General features: G+C 55.8%; 15 protein-coding genes and 10 pseudogenes. 8 read left to right on the top strand and 17 right to left on the bottom strand.

The window, feature by feature from the left end:
• The 5 genes and pseudogenes from C480_RS21160 to C480_RS21145 form a co-directional block, all read right to left on the bottom strand.
• A pseudogene (locus C480_RS21160) lies at positions 1–699 on the bottom strand (methionine synthase); the annotation flags it as partial.
• Positions 700–988: 289 nt separating this feature from the next.
• Entirely contained in the window at positions 989–1,414 is a 426-nt protein-coding gene (locus C480_RS21155) for a hypothetical protein (RefSeq protein ID WP_006667706.1), read from the bottom strand.
• Positions 1,415–1,417: 3 nt separating this feature from the next.
• Positions 1,418–2,944 (bottom strand): aldehyde dehydrogenase family protein, encoded by a 1,527-nt coding sequence (locus tag C480_RS21150; RefSeq protein ID WP_006667705.1) that lies wholly within the window; start codon positions 2,942–2,944, stop codon positions 1,418–1,420.
• A 280-nt stretch (positions 2,945–3,224) separates the two neighbouring features.
• Positions 3,225–3,639 (bottom strand): annotated as a pseudogene (locus C480_RS22805) (IS6 family transposase); the annotation flags it as partial.
• Between the two features lie 157 nt (positions 3,640–3,796).
• Entirely contained in the window at positions 3,797–4,972 is a 1,176-nt protein-coding gene (locus C480_RS21145; protein ID WP_006667704.1) for a mandelate racemase family protein, read from the bottom strand.
• A 752-nt stretch (positions 4,973–5,724) separates the two neighbouring features.
• Here C480_RS21145 and C480_RS22800 point away from each other — a divergent pair.
• From C480_RS22800 to C480_RS23600, 3 genes and pseudogenes are all read left to right on the top strand, one after another.
• Positions 5,725–6,149, top strand: a pseudogene (locus tag C480_RS22800) (universal stress protein).
• Positions 6,150–6,466: 317 nt separating this feature from the next.
• A pseudogene (locus tag C480_RS22795) lies at positions 6,467–7,048 on the top strand (IS6 family transposase).
• A 36-nt stretch (positions 7,049–7,084) separates the two neighbouring features.
• Entirely contained in the window at positions 7,085–7,258 is a 174-nt protein-coding gene (locus C480_RS23600) for a hypothetical protein (RefSeq protein ID WP_006667701.1), read from the top strand.
• Positions 7,259–7,281: 23 nt separating this feature from the next.
• Here C480_RS23600 and C480_RS21130 read toward each other — a convergent pair.
• From C480_RS21130 to C480_RS21110, 6 genes and pseudogenes are all read right to left on the bottom strand, one after another.
• Positions 7,282–7,674: pseudogene (locus tag C480_RS21130) on the bottom strand (winged helix-turn-helix transcriptional regulator).
• A gap of 124 nt (positions 7,675–7,798) precedes the next feature.
• Positions 7,799–8,881, bottom strand: a complete 1,083-nt coding sequence (locus C480_RS21125; RefSeq protein ID WP_241433907.1) for a pyridoxal phosphate-dependent decarboxylase family protein — start codon at positions 8,879–8,881, stop codon at positions 7,799–7,801.
• A 17-nt stretch (positions 8,882–8,898) separates the two neighbouring features.
• Positions 8,899–9,246, bottom strand: coding sequence for a hypothetical protein (locus tag C480_RS24415; protein WP_241433906.1), 348 nt, complete (start codon positions 9,244–9,246; stop codon positions 8,899–8,901).
• Between the two features lie 69 nt (positions 9,247–9,315).
• Positions 9,316–10,211 (bottom strand): annotated as a pseudogene (locus C480_RS24890) (glutathione S-transferase family protein).
• A gap of 86 nt (positions 10,212–10,297) precedes the next feature.
• Positions 10,298–10,492 (bottom strand): annotated as a pseudogene (locus C480_RS24885) (VOC family protein); the annotation flags it as partial.
• A 1-nt stretch (position 10,493) separates the two neighbouring features.
• Positions 10,494–11,696 carry an FAD/NAD(P)-binding protein gene (locus tag C480_RS21110; protein ID WP_049904177.1) on the bottom strand — a complete coding sequence of 401 codons (1,203 nt, stop codon included), beginning with the start codon at positions 11,694–11,696 and terminating at the stop codon, positions 10,494–10,496.
• A gap of 131 nt (positions 11,697–11,827) precedes the next feature.
• On the opposite strand from C480_RS21110, the gene C480_RS21105 reads away from it, so the two are divergent.
• Together C480_RS21105 and C480_RS24985 are read left to right on the top strand one after the other, a co-directional pair.
• Positions 11,828–12,202: a hypothetical protein gene (locus C480_RS21105; RefSeq protein WP_006667695.1), complete on the top strand. Its 375-nt coding sequence runs from the start codon at positions 11,828–11,830 to the stop codon at positions 12,200–12,202.
• Positions 12,203–12,227: 25 nt separating this feature from the next.
• Positions 12,228–12,443: a DUF7511 domain-containing protein gene (locus C480_RS24985; protein WP_083873459.1), complete on the top strand. Its 216-nt coding sequence runs from the start codon at positions 12,228–12,230 to the stop codon at positions 12,441–12,443.
• Between the two features lie 38 nt (positions 12,444–12,481).
• Here C480_RS24985 and C480_RS21100 read toward each other — a convergent pair whose 3' ends face one another.
• Positions 12,482–13,309 (bottom strand): IS5 family transposase, encoded by an 828-nt coding sequence (locus C480_RS21100; RefSeq protein ID WP_083873458.1) that lies wholly within the window; start codon positions 13,307–13,309, stop codon positions 12,482–12,484.
• A 276-nt stretch (positions 13,310–13,585) separates the two neighbouring features.
• Here C480_RS21100 and C480_RS23595 point away from each other — a divergent pair, with 276 nt between their 5' ends.
• Positions 13,586–13,732, top strand: a complete 147-nt coding sequence (locus C480_RS23595; RefSeq protein ID WP_161607040.1) for a hypothetical protein — start codon at positions 13,586–13,588, stop codon at positions 13,730–13,732.
• 208 nt (positions 13,733–13,940) lie between these two features.
• Here C480_RS23595 and C480_RS21095 read toward each other — a convergent pair whose 3' ends face one another.
• Complete coding sequence (locus C480_RS21095; protein WP_006667693.1) at positions 13,941–15,278, bottom strand: GTP-binding protein; 1,338 nt, start codon at positions 15,276–15,278, stop codon at positions 13,941–13,943.
• Entirely contained in the window at positions 15,278–16,495 is a 1,218-nt protein-coding gene (locus C480_RS21090) for a GTP-binding protein (protein ID WP_006667692.1), read from the bottom strand. The genes C480_RS21095 and C480_RS21090 overlap by 1 nt, the downstream gene beginning before the upstream one ends.
• Positions 16,496–16,593: 98 nt before the next feature.
• Between C480_RS21090 and C480_RS21085 the strand changes: the two genes are divergently transcribed.
• The gene (locus C480_RS21085; RefSeq protein WP_006667691.1) at positions 16,594–17,025 is read left to right on the top strand and encodes a CopG family ribbon-helix-helix protein; all 432 of its coding nucleotides are present in this window, start codon (positions 16,594–16,596) and stop codon (positions 17,023–17,025) included.
• 7 nt (positions 17,026–17,032) lie between these two features.
• Here C480_RS21085 and C480_RS21080 read toward each other — a convergent pair.
• Positions 17,033–17,386 (bottom strand): annotated as a pseudogene (locus C480_RS21080) (CopG family ribbon-helix-helix protein).
• Between C480_RS21080 and C480_RS24880 the strand changes: the two are divergent.
• Positions 17,297–17,488, top strand: a complete 192-nt coding sequence (locus C480_RS24880) for a hypothetical protein (protein ID WP_394296358.1) — start codon at positions 17,297–17,299, stop codon at positions 17,486–17,488. The pseudogene C480_RS21080 and the gene C480_RS24880 overlap by 90 nt on opposite strands.
• A gap of 72 nt (positions 17,489–17,560) precedes the next feature.
• On the opposite strand, the pseudogene C480_RS22780 reads toward C480_RS24880, so the two are convergent.
• Both C480_RS22780 and C480_RS22775 read right to left on the bottom strand, forming a co-directional pair.
• Positions 17,561–18,142 (bottom strand): annotated as a pseudogene (locus C480_RS22780) (HAD-IC family P-type ATPase); the annotation flags it as partial.
• 8 nt (positions 18,143–18,150) lie between these two features.
• Positions 18,151–18,971 (bottom strand): annotated as a pseudogene (locus C480_RS22775) (IS630 family transposase); the annotation flags it as partial.

The raw sequence follows: 18,971 nt of genomic DNA, 5'->3' as shown, positions 1-18,971 counted from the left end.
CTCGACGTGAAGGCGAGTAGCGTCCCTGATTTCTTCGAGGGATTCGTCCGCATAGGCCGCCGTTTGGCCGATGGTGAGCAGTTCGGGTGCGTCGAGTTGAAGGGTCATTCCGGTCTCGGCAATCAGTTCGTACTCCTTTTGCATCGCATCCGCGACGGCGAAAAGGAACTCCTCGTACGAGTCATAATACTCGTCGACGTGTGTGGTTGCGACGATACTCGGCGATGCCGAGGTTACGAACGTTCCATCGAAGTCGGTGTCAGCCGCTTCGAGCGCGTCGCGGAATCCGTCGAGTTCAGCGTTGGCCTCCTCGTGGCCGGTATACTCGACGGGACCGGTGACGACAGGCTGCATCGCGAGGTCGATGATATCAGTCTCGAACGTCTCCTCGGCGTACTCCGGAAACGCTTGCAGGTCGGCCCAGAGATCCTGCTCGCGCGTGCCGTCAATGCCACTGAGTCGGTCCGCGACATACCAGTTGAACGAGACTCGCGGCTGTTCGCCGTTATTGACGATATCGAGGCCGACTTCGGCCTGTCGATCGAGGACGGCATTCGTGGCGTCTGCGACGGTTGTGGTCCACTCGCTTTCATCAACGTCTTCCCCGTCTTGTCGATTTTTAAGCAGTTCCAGCAGTTCTGGCGGCCGCGGGAGACTACCGATATGAGTCGTGTGGATCCGATCTGTGATCTTCGTCATTGTACTCCCTGAAGTAATAATTCTAGACAGTAATATAACTGGTGGTATTACTCCATCGACGGAACGCGTGGCGGCTACGCTGAACCGACGGTACTCACGGCACTGCAGACTGTCGTTCCATCACTGCTGGCGGGAACACCGCACAGTTTGTCCCGAAACGATGGCCAGTGATACATCCATTCGCCGGGTTCGAGCCGATTTTTGTCAGCGAGAGTATGCTCGTTCCGGTTTGAGTACGCACGTGTCGGGTTGTCCGCTCGATTGAACTCGAGGATTCAGCCGACCGGTATTAGTTCCCGTCTCCCAATGAAACCGGCACGCGATCCCCGTTACCGGGAAGAGATAATTCGGGGATCGTGCACGTCCGTACCTCCCCTGACGGATGGAGTGCGACGGCGATCGATCCGGCCTCGTGCATTCGGGCGAACGTTCGGACGAGTTCAGTGTCGTCGAATCCGTCGGGGGCGTCGACGTTGACTCGATCGATCAGCTGATCGCTCTGGAGTTGCACCCAGCCCGCAAGCGCGAGTTCGACCTTCGTTCCGGTCGGTCCGTCGAACTGCGCTCCGATAGCCGAGTTCCCAACGACGATTTGATGCAAGCGCTCGTGGGTACCCGACGGGACGACGTACACACTGCCGTCAGGTGCGACGGTAAGATGGCGGGCGTGCTCGCCGTCCCATTCGGAGAACGGGACCGAGACCGGATCACTCATCGCCTACTCCAACGCGACGTTGATGGTTTTCGTCTGCGTATAGTGGTCGGCGAGTGCTTCGTATCCGATTTCGCGACCGATACCGGACTCTTTGTAGCCGCCGAAGGGTTGCCCGGCTGGGAAGGAGTTGTACTGGTTGACCCATATGGTCCCGGCTTCGATGTCTTTTGCCGTCTGATAGGCTTTCGTCAGGTCGTTCGTAAGGATCCCGGCTGCGAGTCCGTAATCGACGTCGTTCGCCAGTTCGATCATCTTCTCGTAGTCGGTCCACTCGAAGACTTCTTGGACCGGGCCGAAGATTTCCTCCTGGACGGCGCGATTGTCGTGGTCGATGTTGTCGATCAGCGTCGGCGAAACGAAGCTTCCCTCTTCGAGTGCTTCGTCGTCCGGCACGTCTCCACCGGTGATGAAATCGGCACCGGCGTCGCGCGCCTCCTGGATGTACTCGAGCGTGTTTTGGGCTTGTTCTTCGGTCACCTTCGGTCCCAGGGTCGTCTCTTCGAGGAGCGGATCGTCGATGACGAGATCCTCCGCGGTGGACGCCAAGGCGTCGAGGAACTCGTCTTTGATGTCGCTGTGGATGAACAACCGCGAACCCGCGGAACAGCACTCTCCCGTGTTGTAGAAGATGGCTGTTATCGTCGTGTTGACCGCCTTGTCGAGATCCGCATCGGGATAGATGATCAGCGGACTCTTCCCACCGAGTTCGAGTGTGACGTCGTGGACGTTCTCGGCGGCCTGTGCCATTACCTGCTTGCCGATTTCGGTCGAGCCGGTGAACGCGAGCTTCCGAATATCCGGATGCGTCGCCAGCGGTTCGCCGGCCTCGGGACCGAATCCAGTGACGACGTTTACAACCCCGTCGGGGAGCACGTCATCGACCTCATCCATGAGCTTGAGGACTGTCAACGGCGTCTCTTCGGCCGGCTTGAGCACGGAACAGTTTCCGGCGGCGAGTGCTGGGCCGAGCTTCCAGGCCGCCATCAACAGCGGGAAGTTCCACGGGATGATTTGGCCGACGACGCCGTACGGTTCGGCGATCGTTTGGACGTGCTGGCTATCACCGCCACTCGGGATCGTCTCACCGCCGTTGACGCGGACCGCGCCGGCGAAATAGCGGAAGTGGTCGGCGACGAGCTCCATATCGACTCTGGACTCACTGATCGGCTTCCCGTTATCGAGCGTTTCGAGAAGGGCGAACTGCTCTTTATTTTCCTCGACTCTGTCCGCGATTTCCTCGAGAACGCGCTGCCGGTCCGCTGCTGTGTAGTCCGACCACGTTTCGTCGTAGGCGGTCCATGCCGCCTCCACCGCCCGATCGATATCCTCGTGATTCCCCGCTTGGATAGTCGCGAGCGAGTCGCCGGTCGTCGGGTCACGGGTTTCGAACGTTTCTCCCGACGAACTCGTTGTCCATTCGCCGCCGATATAGAGCTTCAGGTTCGGCGGAACGACGTCCGCTGCGGTCTCCTGATGGCGTTGTTCGATGTTGCCCTTTCGATCGCTGACTGGCTGAGATTCGGTAGACATTCTATGGGAACAACCAGCATCCAGCACATAAAACCATATGACTAGGATAATATATAATAACTGGTATCGGTTACGAATGGCCGGTAGATTTTTGATTAGAACACAGAGTTAACTGTGTATGGGCAACACAGCTGATTTATTACACGTTTCCTCTATAGTAACAACTGAAACTGTTTACACACTGATCGTACAGCTGTCGCACGACTAGGTGTGCACTGACTTTCAGTGGCTACTATCGGCCGGCACTGTCTAGTTTAGCATCTCCGCTTCACCTATCAATTTAGTTATTGGTATACCCATTACCTGTTGGAGAATTGTACCAAATGGACAAGTAATCTTCGACGGTCGCCCGACTGCCAACCAGCGAGTTCTGGAATCGATCAACGCGTGTTTTGAGCCTGTGAAACCGCTTTTCGATGCGGTATCGGTCGACGTAGTCGAACTGACCGCAGAATCCTACCCGAGAGGGTAGTTAACGAGCCGTCGCCATCGACGGGAAACATCGTGCTGCTAAGATCGTGTTTCTCGGTCAATCGGTGCAGAAATACAGCGGCTGGATCAATGTCTCGACGACCACAGACTGCACCATCACGGATTCGCTTTGATTCCATGTCTGTTGCAGTATATGCCCAAGACCACTCGTCATTAATCTAGACAGCGATCTTATCAATAGCGACCTGCGACGGCTTCGCCGTCCGCTCACGTTCCCACGGTTCAGCAGATTCCATCTCGTCACACTCGTTGAGAAGGCCTGCGAGCGGCGGAGTCAAACTAGCGCCCCAACACGCCGAGGGATCCCACCCCGGTGATCCCACCGGTCCCGATCATGCCTGCAGTGTCCGTCAACGAGGCTTACTCGTAGACGTGGACCGAGCCCGTCCCGTTCTCCTCGATGTAGCCCCAGTCGTAATCGACGCCGAGACCCGGCCCGTCGGGCACGGTGACGTGGCCCCTGTCGTCGATCGTGTCGATCATATCCGAGTAGCCGCCCTCGTAAACTGGCGGCTGCGTATTTTGACAGCGGGGATGCAGCAACGCGAGTTCGTAGTAGTTCGTGTTGCGCGTCGCGGCGATACAGTGGCGCTGGGCCGGCCCCGGCGCGTGGAACTCGACGTCGAGACCGAAGGACTCGGCCATGTGGACGATTTTCATCGCTCCGGTGATCCCGCCGTCGTACTCCGGATCCGCGCGGACGAAATCGGTCCCGTCGCCGACGACGAAGTCGGCGTGGGATTCGAGGCCGCGGATGTGCTCGGTCTGCAAGATTGGAGTATCGAGTCGATCGCGGAGCCGACGGTGTCCCTGCTGGGAGATGCCGCCGTCACGATAGGGGTCTTCGTACCAGAAGAACTCGTACTCGTCGAGCGCGCGCCCGACTTTGAGCGCGTCACCGAACGTTTCGTACTCGCAGGCCGGATCGAACATGAGGTCCATCTCGTCGCCGACGCGGTCGCCGACGGCTGCGATTGCATCGAGCTCGCGGTCGATCTCCCGGCTCGCGTCGCTGCCGCCCCAGCCGTGGATTTTGTAGCCCGGGAAGCCGCGTTCGAGACACGCCTCAGCGAAGTCGGCGAAGGCCTCTGGCGAGTCCAGTCCGCCGTTTTCGTCGCCGTGGTACGTCGAGGCGTAGGCTGGTATCGACTCGCGGTAGGTTCCGAGCAGTTCGTGAATCGGCGCATCGTAGTACTTTCCCGCGAAATCCCAGAGGGCGATGTCGATCGGGCCGATTCCCATTCGGTCGTACTTCCGGAGCGCCCGCTTGATCTCGCTCCAGTGTTTCTCCCGCTTGAGCGGGTTTCGTCCGACGAGGTAATCGGCGAACATGTTGATCTGGGCCGCGCCGGGCGAGTTCCCGCCCACGTACTCGCCGGTAATGCCGACGTCCGTATGGATCGTGATTCCGAACAGTTTGCGCCACGTCGTCTCACCGGGATCGTAGACGAGGTTGAACCCGTTTTGGTCGGTTCCGACGTCCTCGAGCGGATACTCGAACTCCCGGCTCTCAATCTTCGTTATCGTCGGTGCCATACGACGGTGTCTGATGACCAGCACTATAAATTTCCCTGAACGAGCACCGATCGCGCGAACTCGGGCGTTATACACTGGAACTCTCCTGGATGCGCTTTCCCAGCCGGTCGAACGGCCGAATTACGCCCGTCGTCGGATAGCGTAGCACACCCGCTCTCGGTGTTCCATCGGGTGGTATCCTACTCGAGAGCGACTGTCTGCAACCGACTGTGAAATTTCGAACACGCGTTACCGTCGAGTTCTCTAATACTGAACGACGGACACCGTGTGCCAAATGGCGGTTCGCGGCGAGCGACTGCCGTTCGGCCACCACCGTCGAGATTTGCCCATTATTTACGGCTGTATGTCTGTAATTCGAGACCGATCGATCTCAGCTTCCCGACGGTCGCCGACCCGCGTTCCGTCGCGACCGCGTCGAACCAGCGGAACACGTTTGGGTGGTGTTCAGTATTACTGACGCCGATCGTGAACTCGCAATCCGCGGTAACTGTCACGCTCGCAACCGACACGTATCGGGTCGATCACGTAAAGAACCTCACAATCTCGAACAAACCATCATGAAGTGGTTCTAGCTTCTTCCGTGGATTCAATAGAGCAGACTGGTCCTATTGTGACTTGGCGAACGGGAAATCGCGAGATAGCGCCATCGCGAGATAGCCACATCGATAATTCTATACGAAACTGACATATGATCAGTCTTCTTGTTCATTATCCAGAGTAAGAATAAAGTATCATGATGATATTTATCTTCCATGGTAATTGTCGCAGCCGTGGACCGGTCAGATCGAGCAGACACCGTCATTAAACAAGCCGAAGTACTTGCAGAGACTTTTGGTGATACAATTCATACTATCCATGTTTGTCTACGTCAGAATTCGTTGATTTAGGAAGGACAAAAGCAAAAGAGGGGGATTCAATAGACCTGGTATCTGTGAAAAATGTTGCATCGAATATTGCAGAGGAGGCCGCAGAACCCCTCAGCAGGCAGTTTGAAGCTATTGGATTAATGGGGGATCCCGCAGATGAAATTATTAATTATGCTGATGAGCAAAATGCACGGTATATTGTTGTGGCAGGTCGTAAACGATCCCCAGCGGGAAAAGCCATCTTCGGTAGTGTGAACCAGTCGATACTACTGAACTCTGATTGTCCAGTAGTGATGTCCACAGACAATTAATATACGTTCATTTTCACCATAGGTATTGTCGAGTTCGGAATTATTTGTTCGCTATCGGGTTCGCTAAGACAGGAGGAATGGATAGTATTTGTTGATATTTTTACTGTTTTCGAATCTATGCTCGATTACTTTACTAACCATTCGCAATACGTAATAGCTGAGTATACAGTTCGCTTATGCACAAATTCCTCAAGCCAAATTATTTGTGTTCAGTACCATGTCAGCGGCATCCGTATTTTCTTCAGCTCTGATATCAACGATTTCAACATCGAACCTCTTCAGATCACTGCCAAAAAGATTTATTGTGATTAGACCTTGTGGAGCGAGAGCGGACACCACCCCAGCTGATGAAGCTCGATATTTGTCTCCATCTTGCAGGATTGTCTCTTTCGAATACTATCTTAGAACTTGAGAAGTTCGGCATCGAACAGTCGCGGAAAGCCGTCCACAACTGGGTGCAGAAGGCCGATCTACAGTCCGCTAGCAACGGGAGCCCGGATCACGTCGCGCTCGACGAGACGGTGATCTGAATCAACGGCCAACAGTTCTGGCTGTACGCTGCTATCGATCCCGAAGCGAACGAATTCCTGCATTTGGTGCTCTTTACAACGACTACGACGGCATTGCTCCAACGGTTTTTGCGAGAGCTTCGTGAGAAACACGACGTCGATGAGGCCGTGTTTCTCGTTGATCGAGCGCACCATCTAGCGACTGCATTGCAACGAGCTGGGCTCCGATTTCGACTCGAACGTCACGGAAATCGGAACACGGTAGAACGTATCCTTGGGAAGATAAAACAACTTACCCCTTTGTTCAGTAATAGTTTTAGTCACGTCGATCCAGCGACCGCTGAAACATGGCTGCAAGCCTTCGCCATCTGGCGGAATTCGCTTAACTAAGACGGTTCTCGAACTGCTCACCCCTCTGTCGATCGGTTGGTCAGTGAGCAAGAGACGGTCTTTTCGGCAGGCCACCTCAAACACCGGATCACTTCGACGGGGAACGTCTTCGAGAGCGACTGGGCACTCAGATGTGCCGTTCGTGAGGGTGCAATCATTGAGTACCAGTTCTTCGAGGACACGGCCGCGGCGGCCGACGCGTTCGACTAACACCGACAGCGTTCGGTCTCTGATCACACGTCAGTCATCGTTGTTGGTTCGTCGCCCGCTTCACCGACCCACTCTGCACTCCACTCGTCGATTGCCTCAAAAACTGGTTCGAGTGCTTCACCCTTCTTAGTCAGGCTGTTGTGGGTCTCGACGAGCGGTCCTTCCTCGACACTGCGGTCGACGATTGCGTCTTCTTCGAGTGATTCGAGGACCCGAGACAGTGTATACGAACTCGCCCCAGAGGCTCGTTTCAACTCGTTAAATCGGTGGTCCCCTTGGAACAGGTTGTAGAGAATCCGAAGCCGCCACTTGATTCCAAACTGGTCGAGGGATTAGACACCTGCACACGCGTTTGGTGTGAGCTCGCGAACCTCTCGAAGGTTTTCGTCGCTGTCTTCGTCGGGTTTGGGGGCCATACTAGCTATGTTAGCATCCTCCGCTGTAAGCGTTTGTCTGGATTGGCTTGTACCTCTCAGATACTGATGAGCATGCCGACTGTGTAGATGAGGGTACATCGGAAAACAAAATCATCTCAATCGGTTACGGTCGTTCAGCCTCAAGAAACCTCTCGATCCCATCGAACAGTCGATCAAGCGTCGATTTGTCCGTGAACGGGTTCAGTAGAACGACTCGGAACCACCGTGAGTCCCGATAGGTCGGTAGCGATACAAAGACGTCCTGTCTGGAGAGCAGGTAGCGCTGGAGTCGTCCGTTGAGTGTATCTCGCTCGTTCGGTGGACACCATTCGGGCGCGGCACGGAAACAGACGATGTTCATCTCTGGCTCGCTGGCCAACTCTAAGACATTCTGGTCAGCGACGCGGTCGCGAATCAGAGCTATCAGGCGGTAGCTTTCGTCGATCAATTCTCCGAGCCCCTCGCGACCGAGGTGCTGAAAGGTGAGCCAAAGTTTCAGAACCTCCGCCCGCCGGGTTCCTTGAACGCTCAGCTCACCGAGGTTCGGAATCGCATCGTCGCCACGCATATACGGCGCACCAACCCTGAAGTCCTCCTCAAGGACGTCCAGATCGGCGAATAATGCCATCGCACAGGTCTTCGCAACATAACACCATTTCTGGGGGTTGAACGTCACCGAGTCGGCCTCCTCGATTCCATCAAGTCGGTCCCGTTCGGCTTCAGAGAAGACGAGGGCCCCGCCGTAGGCTGCGTCGACGTGGAACCACAGGTCATGTTCGTCGACGACATCTAGAATCGCTGGGAGCGGATCGACATTTCCGGTCGTGGTTGTGCCGGCGGTCGCGACGACACAGAAGGGCACGAGACCGTCTCGTTCGGCCTGTTGGACTGCCTGGTTCAGCGCGCTCGGCTTCATTCGAGAGTTCGCATCCGTTTCGACGGCGACGACCGCATCGGTCCCGAGCCCCAGTAGCATCGCGGCTTTCTGCAGGGAGGTGTGTGCCACCTCTGACGCGAACAGCACCGGTTCACCATCCAGCCCGGCGAGCCCGCCCTCGTGAACATCGAATGCCTGGTTCCGAGCGACCGAAAGGGCATGCAGGTTCGCGAGCGAGCCACCGCTGGCGAGGACCCCACCGGCGTCGGGCCCAAGGCCGAACTCGCTGGCAATAGTCTCGGTCAACTGGACTTCGAGTTCCGAGAACACTGGCGACATCTCCACGCTCAACATATTGTTGTTGACCGCCGATGCGACGAGGTCACCCAGTCACCCAGTACCGACACCGTTGTCGGCATCGTATCCATATGACCGATATATCCCGGATGAGCAGGGTTCATCGATCCCGCGACGATCGTCTCGAGGTCGTCGAGAAGGTCATTCTGGGACCGTGGCAATTCTGGAATCGTTCCCGTAGGGGCGGTCGACTCGTCAGGTAACGGCGACCGGTCTTCCGCCGTTTCGAGTTGCCCGAGGAGCTGATCGAGCACGTCCTCTGCGAGGTCTCGGATGGCTTCGGTGTTCGCTCCACTCGGATCGATGAATCCAGCTTCGGGCGAGTTGGAACGTTTCATATGAACCCTTTCTCCCCCCAGTGACTTTGAATATAAGGGGCCGTTCGATTGAGATCACTCACTAACTGTTCATTTGCGATCGTGAGGGATCGCAAAATCGGTGTCGGGGCCGGCAGGTGCGAATCCGGTCGGATTGATATCCGTATGACTCTGGTAGTAGTGCTTCTTGATGTGGTCGAGAGTAATCGTCTCTGAGACGCCGTCGTGTTGGTAGATGTCGCGCGTGTAGCCCCAGAGATTGGGGTAGTCGACAAGCCGTCGGATGTTACATTTGAAATGCGTATAGTAGACGGGGTCGAACCGGACCAGCGCGGGGAACAGTCGGAGGTCGGCGATGGTGAGCGAGTCTCCGACGAGGAATCGCCGGTCAGCGAGTATTTCCTCCCAGTGGTCGAGGGGGTCGAACATAGCCTCGACTGCTTGCTCGTAGGTGTCTTGCGACTCCGCAAAGCCGGCATATATATCCCCTGAAGGATCGGTTCGTGCATCTCCTCGATGGCGTCGTCGATGCGGTCACGCTTGCCCGCTGGATACAGGTCGTACTCGTCGCTGTGGTCAGCGAACGCCGTCGCGAGCATCTCCATGATCTCGATAGACTCGTTATTAACGATAGTCCCCTCCTCTCGATCCCAGAGGACTGGCGTGGTGACGCCACCAGTATACTCCGCGTTAGCTGCTGTGTAGACTTCGTGGAGGAAGTCCGAGCCGTGTATGGAATCCGGCGTACAGCCGGGTTTGTCAGGGGTGAACTGTCAGCCACCTGCCCCGCGGTAGGGGTCGACGATGGCCATTGAGATGCTGTCCTCGAGTCCGAGCAGTTTCCGAACGAGGGCAGCTCCGTGTGCCCATGGACAGGTGCGGGCGATGTACCGGTGATAGCGTCCCGATTCAGGGGAATATCGAGAGTCCGGGGAGACCCACGCCCGGAATCCATCGTCACTTCGATTCTGATCGGTCTCGGTCAATTCATCAGTCGACTTTCAGTGACCGTCGATGAGGCGTCCCATGTGTGCTGAACTGTGTTCTGTTGGTGGTTGTATGCGTGCGTCGATTAGGCTATCTCCGCGACAGGTTCCTTGAGTTCGAGGAGATAGCCGAACGGATCTCGAACGTAGATTGCTGGGGCTTCACCGGTCGCACCGTCGGGCGTCCCTTCCCGTTCGATGATGACGCCGGCGTCCTCAAGTCCCTGCTTGACGTCTTTGATGTTCTCGTCCAGGATGAGCGCGAGGTAGTTGAAGTTCTCTTCAACTGATTGCTTTCATTATTCGATCTGCAGCCCGTCTCGCGCCAGGGATATTAGGTGCATACGGACCGACTGTTCCGAGTGCCAGCGCTCCGGAAACGTAGAGAGATGTTTGGCTTCCATCGACCCGCTGCCACTCTAGCGTCGTATCATCTAGAACTGGCATTCCCTGATATCCTCGATTCAACTCAATTTCACTCGCGAGGCGCTCGATAAACGGGTGCTGAAATACCGGCTCAAATCCAGTTGCGAGGACGATTCGATCAGCGACTGTGCGCGTTTCACCCTTCTGTAAGAGTCGGACGGATCCGTTGTCGCATCGTGCCGTCCAGATCTCTCCCTGTTTAAGCGCAAGCGCTCCCTCCTCGAGTTTCGTCTCGAATTCTTGGGAGAGATACGTCGGTATTGTCGCAGTATACCGTGCATCCTCGATTACGTCGAGTCGTTCACGTGAGCCAGGTGGATGTACGTGAAGTTCCCTCTCCATGTGCGACCAGTTTATCCACGGCGGATCCGCCTCAAGCACTTCCCACTCGAGCGGGTGTCGTGTGATCATCGTCACTGACTCCGTCTCGCTCAACGTACACGCAAGGTGTCCGGCTGTACTCCCACCACCGACAACGATGGTGTGATCGACCGTGGTGTCCCGGTCAAAACCATCCCAGACGTGCTCGATACCTTCGACATCCACTGCCCAATCAGGCCACCGATATCGGCCGCCGTGTCCGATCGCCAGGACACAGTTGTGTGTCTCGATGACCCCTGCCGTTGTCTCGAGCCGGAACCCATGCCCATCGCTACGTTCGGAAATCGCTTCGACGGTTGATTGTACATGAAGCGCTTCGAGGGAATTTTTCTCGATCACGTACTCTGCATAGTCCAAGAAGAGGTTCAAGGATGGTCGGGGCGGATAGTCGACCGTCGGTACGAGTTCATCCTCTCGATCGGCTCCCTCTGCGAAGTGTTCGAGTCCGAACGGCTCCGTTCCGAGGTGGTGAACAAACGACGATCGAAGCGATTCCATCCCACATGTACGCGCCTTTTCGCGAAATGAGGCGAGCAATTGCTGATGTGGATCAACGATTGCGATGTTTCTCCTGTCGAGGGATGTCTCCTCGAGGAGTCGTTGGGCGAGGTACGTTCCGTGGATACCACCGCCGACAATGACACATGCAAACTGACTTCGTGAAGGTGTCGATTTCATACCTGTTCTGGGGCCTCCCTTCTAACCGATGTATCTCGACCCAGATTAATAAACTGACTGATATAGATAACAAGATATATTATAGTCGAATACCTAGTTAGTAACACATGGGAGCGCAATTGAGACCCGTGATGGTGTTTTCGAGGATCCACGATGCTGCTAAGACGACCACGCTCGATCATATCTCGTGCAAGAGCAGCGATCACGATATCACCGTGCTCGTCGATGCTCTGGGTGAGGCAAACCTCGACGTAAATCTCGTCGCCGATCCGCTCCCCCTCACCCGGACGCTTACCCTCGAGTTCGATCAGTCGGACCTCGATCCCACCGAGTTCTACAAGGGAATCTGGAATTATCTCAAAGCGTGTCTGCTTACCGACAAAAAGACGGAAGGCAATTGGGACACGGTCGAAGATCGATTCCCCGCGTTCGAGGTACCAGAGAAACTCGAGGAAAGCGAAGCGTTCGAACACGATAGTCAGGAAGAGATCGGCACCGCTGAGTAACCGACTACCTAGTACCTACAATCCCTTGACCGATACATCATACGACCCTGTTGACCGATCCAACTCAGGGAGAGCAGGTCCCGATCGGGACGTCTCACTGCTCTTCCATGCGCGAATAGAACAGTATGACGACGATCCGAATGTGTGCACGATTTATTCGGCACTGAATAGAGCGTCGGTACGAACAACGTGGATCTCGGCTAAGGAAGGCTCGTATCTTTCCCTTGAGGATGCTCGATGATCAGCCGGCTCTGTTGAATCGCTGTAAGGCGGTGGATTTCACTGTTTGATGGCACGGTTGATGTTGTAGACGACACACATCAGAGCGATTTCACGGAACTCTCGATACCAGGTTCGCGCTCGCACGGCGTAGCCGAGCGAGCGCTTGACGGCGGAGTTGACGGTTTCGGTCAGTGACCGCTGAGCGTACCGATCTTCGTCAATGCGGGCGTTGTGTGCGTGATCATATGGAGCGAAGATCCGGTGTTTGATCAGCGGGCGAATGTCGAGTTCACGGAGTCGTTCGCGGAGTTGTTGCTTGTCATAGCTCTTGTCAGCGGCCAGAGACCGCAGATCGCCCGCGTTCCGGCGGGCGATCTGCTCACAGAGGCCGGCGTCACTGCCTTCTAACGTCGTCGAGCAGTGAAGGTCGAACACAGCTTGCGTTGCTGTATCGACGAGTTTTGTCACTTTGAGCGTCTGACCCCGATAATTCGTTCGGTGGCAGTAATGGCGGCTAGCACGATCTCGTTCATAGAACGTTGCATCGATCGCAGCGTGCTCAGAGAGATCGTGCAGCTGCGCCGACTGGCGCAGCAGCACTCGACAGACACTCATTTCGATCCGATCAAACGCCTTACACAGCGTGGATGGTGCGGGGAGATCGGCCGCATCAAGGCCGATCTCCCCTGTTATTTGCGGCATTTCCTTCAGCAGATCGATCGTCATTCGATAGGATGTATCGAGGTAAATCCGGAGACAATGCAGCGAAACAAGGGCATAGTCGGCGAATCCGCCGCCCCAAGCGGTGGCGGATTCGCCTCGTTCACCCGTAACACTTTGAGCAATCGAGACACAACGCTCGGTGAAGCGGGAGATTTTCGTCATGGACACCGAAGTCTCCCCGCTTCAACTCCTTTGATTTACTGACCTTCCCCGACGCCGTCTAGTGATTCAACGCAGCCGAGAATAGTGAGGGGACCGAAGACGAACAAGATGGGCCTGAGGATAACCAGGAGTCAGAAGACCCTGAAGAGCTAGAAGTAGATGTCTCAGTCTCCTCGCCAAGCGCTGACAGGGACGGAGGATGCCCGATTCCACGTAACAACAAGAAACCACGGCGATTCCCCGGTTGAAGTGATAACCACGCTAGATTTCGACGGTATGTCAGAGTCTCCGACGGTCGACATCGACGCTGGTGACTGTCAGGCTACGTGGCTCTGTGTCAGTGGCTCTGATCTCTCCGCAGGTGAGCACGAGTGGACGATCACTGCCGGCGAAGAGACCGTAACTGGGACGCTGAGTAGCTAATACCCTACCCAGCTTCGTTCGCGTGCGGATTCGCCCGGTGAGGACAGAGGATTGATGTGGATTTCCGGAACTCGATCGCCAGCAATAGGCTGGTGACTCTCGTCGTTCACCGTTACTGCGGTCACGATAGCTCTCACGAGCGGATCGATACAGGTGCTAGATCAGTTATTCATCGATCTCGAGGAGAAGAGTTCGCAACGACTCGAGGCTACTGTTGGTTACCGATTACCAAGCGCTGTTCCATCGGAGGCTGAGACCACTCCATCGTTCCCGGGAACCGATTCTCGAACACCTCCCAATCGTCGTTCATTTCCGTCTCCGAGAGGAGGCAGTCGTCAAGCGCGTCGACGATGGCGGATTCGTCCATCCTAGCGCCGATGAAAACGAGTTTTACTTCGCGGTCACCCCACTGTTCGTCCCAGTGGATATCCGACTTCGAGTCGCGGTAGGATTCGCGTTGGCGGTCGGGAAGCGTGACCGCCCATCGACCGTTGACCTCGACGTGGGTCTGTATGCCTGCTTGACTCAGGTCGAGGGCGTAGCGCTCGCGTCCAGCGACCCAGAGGTGGCCCTTCGCTCGGACGACGGAATCGGGGAACGAACGGAGCCACTCCTGGAACCGCTCGGGATGGAACGGTCGGTGGCGTTCGTAGACGAACGAATCGACACCGAACTCCTCGGGTGGGTGAAGGTGGTCGTGATCGTGGTCGTTGCTGTGCTTATGTTCGTGGCTGTGATCGTCGCTATGGTCGTGTTCGTGGCCGTCGTGGTCTCTTTTCGTCTCGTCGTCGTCCCCGTGCGGTTCAGCGTCTGTGGCGCTCTCGTGGTCAGTAGAGAGAACCTGTTTCCATCGGGCAGCGTTACTCGCCGCATCTTTGTCGAACTTCCCCGTGCCTAAAACCCGCTCTGGGTTGACGGCGCTCTCGGTCGTCCGAGAGATATCTACTCCGGGATGGAGCGTTTGGATGACACGTTCTACCTCCTCGAGTTCCGCATCGGAGACGAGATCACACTTGTTGAGGACGAGCACGTCGCAGAACTCGACCTGCTCGGCGAGTAGATCCGAGAGTGGTCGAGCGTCGTCGGCGCTCGGTTTGAGTGGGTCGCCGCGGACGAATGCCTGGTGGAACTGTTGAGTATCGACCACAGTAACCGTCGTGTCGAGTTCGTACAGCGCGGCGACGCCGGCGGATGTGACGAACCGCCGTGCGATCGGAACAGGATCGCTGATACCTGAGGCTTCGATGACCAGATAGTCGAACTCCGTTTCGAATACGAGACGTTTCAGTTCTCGATCGAGTTCGTTCTGCAGTCCACAGCAGATACAGCCGTTCGACAGTTCCGTAACATCGCCACCGGCCATCGAAAGCTCGGAGCCGTTTTCGATGAGGTCGGCGTCAACGTTCACCTCACCGACATCGTTGACGAGGACTGCGATATCGTGCCGCTCGCCGCCGACGGTGAGGAGGTGGTTGAGCAGGGTCGTCTTTCCAGCCCCGAGTCCGCCGCTTAGGATCGTCACCGGCGGTTTGTCGTCGTCAGCCATCAATCGTCGGCCAGCGCCAGCTCACGTTGCTCGTCGGGACTGAACGGATCTGCGAACTCACTCCAGTCCTCGTCCATTTCCGCGTCCGAGAGGAGACAATCGTTCAAGCGGTCGACGAGCGATTCCTGATCGAACCCACGGCCGATGAACACGAGTTGGTTACCACGGTCACCCCACTGTTCGTCCCAGTCCTCCTTGATCCCGGGACGGGCAGCGAAGTACTGCTCCTGTTCGGCCTTCGGGAGCGTGGCGATCCACGTTCCGGTCGGACCAGCACGGACGGACTGGCCGGCTTTGTCGAGCCCCATCGCGATGTCTTCCCGGCCCGCCGACCAGAAAAAGCCCTTCGCACGGATGATCCCATCCGGGATGTCGGCAAAGAATTGGGCGATCCGTTCGGGATGGAACGGTCTGTCGGCGTCGAACACGAACGAAGTGACCCCATGTTCCTCGGCGGCAGCCCCGTGATGATGTCCCCCCTGTAGTTCGTGCTTCCACCCGGCGGATTGGCTAGCGCGTTCGAAGTCGAATCGTCCAGTGTTCAAGATTTCCGTTGGGTCGACCACGCCGTGTTCTGTTCGGATGATCTTCGCCCGCGGCTGTAGTGCTTCCAGTACCGCCTCCATTTCATCCAGTTCCGCTTCGGGAACGAGATCGCACTTGTTCAGGAGGAGAACGTCACAGAACTCGATCTGGTCCATGAGCGCTTCTTCGGGAACGCGGTTACCCTGCGGTTCGATGGAATCGTCGGTGAGCGCCTGGCCGGAGTCGAAGCCTTGCCAGAAACTGTGTGCGTCGACGACGCTGACCATCGTATCGAGTTCGTAAACTCCCGTAGGGTCGAACTCCGCATCCTCGAATCCACGGGCGAACGTCTGAGCGACCGGAATCGGTTCGCTAATTCCTGATGATTCGACGAGAAGGTAGTCGAAGTCTCGCTCTTCGGCTAAGCGTCCTACCTCGTCAAGCATATCTCCGCGGAGCCGACAGCAGATACACCCATTCGAGAGTTCGATGATCCCATCGTCTTCCTGGGTGAGTTCTGACTCGCGCTCGACGAGATCGGCGTCGACGTTTACCTCTCCCATATCATTGACGACGACAGCGGCGTTCAGTTCTCGCTCGCTGTTAAGGATATGGTTGAGCGTCGTGGTCTTTCCAGCACCGAGGCTTCCACTGAGGATTGACACCGGTATTGGGTCGTTGCTGAACAGCATATCTGGATTATGAGTCCCCACCACTAAAATACTAATTATTACGATCTTCTGCGTCTAGTCATAACAAGAAATAATAGGACAGTGGGGTAACTTAGTATATGAGCGTCGTTAGCATCTCGATGCCCGAACCGTTACTTAATAGTATCGATGAGTTCGCCGACGAACACGGCTACAGTGGGCGGAGTGAGGTCGTACGTGAAGGGACACGAATGCTGTTTGAAGAGTTTCAAGGAAGAAATGTCGACGGGCAATTGCAAATGTGTACAGTGACAGCGATCTTCGAATACTGTCAACCCACCATTCAACAGCATCTCACGGGAATACGGCATGAGTACGACACTATCGTCTCCACCAGTACTCACGCACACGCTGGAGATCAATACTGCATGGAGCTGTTTGTCTTGGAAGGAACCACAGAGGCCATCTCTGAGTTTATCAATACCGTTCGAGCAGTACCCGATGTCCGAGCGGTGGATTACTCAGTCACATCACTTAACGACAATCTTCTTGACCAACCTACCCCGTCGTGAGTAAAGCTTAGTGTTCAGCAAGGAGCATCAATTTGACCCGACTTACCGCATCAAAATCCTGCAAGCGATAGGTGAGATCTCGAACCCGTTCTGCAGGTCCGCGGCAGAAGAGAGTTTCAAGACACTACTCTCCTTCGTGAATGTGATCCGTGGTTGTGATGACGTCCTGAAACTGATGTTGGACATCGTGAATCTCTTCGATCACTGCTTCGTGTTCGTAATTGAATGCAATGATGACGACGACATCGCCCTCGATATCTTCGAGTTTCTTATCCTCGAATTCGCCGAGGAGGTTGCGACTCGCTTCTCGGAGTACTTCACTCCGACCAGTGTAGCCGTGATTATCTGCGAATTGGTCGATTTGGTTGAGCAATTCTTCTGGCATCGAGACACTGACGACGCTCATATAATAATAGAATCAGAATTGAATATTAAAAATTATTATCCCACTTCCCGGTTTTAGGCCAGGTTGATGTACCGCCTCCGACGAGATACGCATTGGATGCCCGTTTAGCGCGACTGTCCATTTCAATTCTTAAGAATCCACATACTGGCTGGGATCGAGCGTGGAGAGTCGCAATGCGTTGCCCGTCACGCTGAGACTCATTCCCATATCACCGATGATGACCGCTAGCACCACGCTTACCAGGCTAATGGGACACCGAGTGCAAGGAGAGCCTTCACACCGAGACTCGCCCAGATATTCTGTCGAATCACGCCGTTCGCCTCGTGCGACAGCGCGTAGAGGTACGGTAGGTTACCAATGTCATCAGCCATCAACGCGATATCGGCGGTCTCAAGAGCGGTATCCGTACCTGTTGTCCCCATCGCGCCCCATCTCAGCGGTCGCCAACGCTGGCGCGTCGTTGATACCGTCACCGACCATCGCCACGCCACCGTGTTCTGCCTGCAGCGCCTCTATGGCATCCGCCTTCTTGTTCGGTAACAGATCGGCCCGGTACTCGTCGACACCAACCCGCTCTGCAATCGCCCGGGCCGTCCCCTCGTTGTCCCCGATGAGCATAATCACGTGCGTGATACCGAGGTCGTGAAGCTGTTTAACCGTCTGTTCAGCGGTCGAGCGAACTTCATCAGCAATAGCGATAATGCCGACTATAGTAAGAGTTAGAAATAGTTGCTCACTTTAGGGATAGAAAGCTGCTCAAGAGCGGTATCAATCGCTGTTGTGAGTTCAGGAAGAGAGTCAAAGAACCGGTTGCTACGGGCTGATTGGAGGTGTCTCCAGCACTCTTCGACTGGATTGAGTTCGGGAGAATACGCCGGTAACCTCACGAAGGCAAGGTCGTCACGCGCCGCCAGGTCCGTGACGGCCGACGCCTGAAAATACGGGGCTCCATCCAGCACAATAATCAGATCATCTTCGAACTCTTGGTATAACGCAAGAATGAAATTTTTGCGTGGGTGGCGGTAACGTACTCTTTGAATCGAGCGAAAAAGCGATCACCGTCCTCGGTGATCGCACCCAACAGACACGTCCAGTCGCGTTGGCCAGACAGTTCGACGGACGGCCGCGTGCCGCGCGGAAACCACGTGGTACGCGGCTCAACTTGGACGGATTTCTTGGTTTGATCGATACAGACTACTGTGGGGTCCATCTCCCGCCGCTTTTTTTGAGTCCCTCGCGGAACGTCTCTTGGTCCTCAGCATCTGATTTGGCGGCTGTAGGTCGTGGTTTTTGATAGCTCAATCCCGCTTCTTTGAGCAACCGCCGGCAGCTCGGGATTGAGTACTCGACATCGTAGGTCTCGTCGAGAGACTGCTGGACGAGCGCCGGCGTCCACGCCGGCGCGTCTACCCCAACTTCTTCGGGAGATTCGTGGACAGTTTCTTCGAACTCTTGCTGCTCTTTTTCTGAGAGTTTTCTCTTTCTCCCAGATCGATGAGCATCAGTAACGGCCTGCTCAAGCGACTCGTCAGTGTCGAGT

Origin of the sequence: Natrialba aegyptia DSM 13077 (genome assembly GCF_000337535.1) — an archaeon.
In the GTDB taxonomy this organism is placed as follows: Archaea; Halobacteriota; Halobacteria; order Halobacteriales; family Natrialbaceae; genus Natrialba; species Natrialba aegyptia.
The sequence above is the reverse complement of the archived record's forward strand: the minus strand, read 5'-3'. Positions and strand labels throughout refer to the sequence as shown.